Here is a 1,073-nt window from a genome sequence, read left to right as displayed (position 1 = left end):
GCAGCACCAGTTACCCCATCCGCACCAGTATTGAGCTATGCAGCACCTAGCTGTGACGAAGTGAGTGTAACGGTAAGCTTCACTCCAGAAGATGATGTAGAATATTCCTTGAATGCTGATTTTGCTGAATTGCTAACAGGCGGCAGCTTTGATGCAGTTTCGGGCAGTACAGGTGTAGTATATGCAAGAACAGCAGGAACAACCTGTGTTATCAGCAGTCCATATGAGATAGCAGCAGCACCAGTTACCCCATCCGCACCAGTATTGAGCTATGCAGCACCTAGCTGTGATGAAGCGAGTGTAACAGTAAGCTTCACTCCAGAAGATGGAGTAGAATATTCCTTGAATGCTGATTTTGCTGAATTGCTAACAGGCGGCAGCTTTGATGCAGGTTCGGGCAGTACAGGATTTGTATATGCAAGAACAGCAGGAACAACCTGTGTGATCAGCAGTCCATATGAGATAGCGGCAGCACCTATAGCACCATTTGCTTCTATTTCAATCAATAAATCCGCAAGTCAATCAACGTATGTTCTAGGAGATGTAATTACTTACACTTTCACAGTAGAAAATACTGGAGATGTTGAATTGGTGGATGTGAATGTAGAGGATGTTCTTGAAGGATTAAATTGGATCACATCTACAAATGTAGCTAGTTTAGCATCAGGTGCTTCTGTTACATTTACTGCAACATATACAATTACTCAATCAGACATTGATGAAGGAAGTGTGATTAACACAGCGACAGTTGTGGGAATCCCATCTTGTGGACCACCAGTCAGCGATGATGCGTCGGTAACGATTAATGTTAGCGGGATGATTTTGGGGACTGTTTTCAATGATGCAAACGGTAATGTAGTGATAGATGGAGAAGAGACGGGTTATTTACCTGGAGGAGTTCCTCATTTTGTATACTTGGTAGATGCATTGGGTGTGATCAGAGGGTTGAGTGAAGTAAATGCTGATGGTACATTTGCAATTCCAATAGAGGATAATACAGGATCCTTCAGCCTTCAGATAAGTACAAATACTTATGTATTGGGAGAAGATGCAGTGATTGAACAGAACTTACC

The 1,073-nt window shown here is 42.7% G+C and carries 1 protein-coding gene; it reads left to right on the top strand.

All coding sequences use genetic code 11. The features are described from left to right. Window positions 1-1,073: DUF11 domain-containing protein (locus MM214_RS18890; protein ID WP_241297737.1), on the top strand; the 1,073-nt coding region annotated here is incomplete at both ends.

The organism is Belliella kenyensis (assembly GCF_022549675.1).
GTDB lineage: Bacteria > Bacteroidota > Bacteroidia > Cytophagales > Cyclobacteriaceae > Belliella > Belliella kenyensis.
This window is presented reverse-complemented; position numbering and strand designations above follow the sequence as displayed.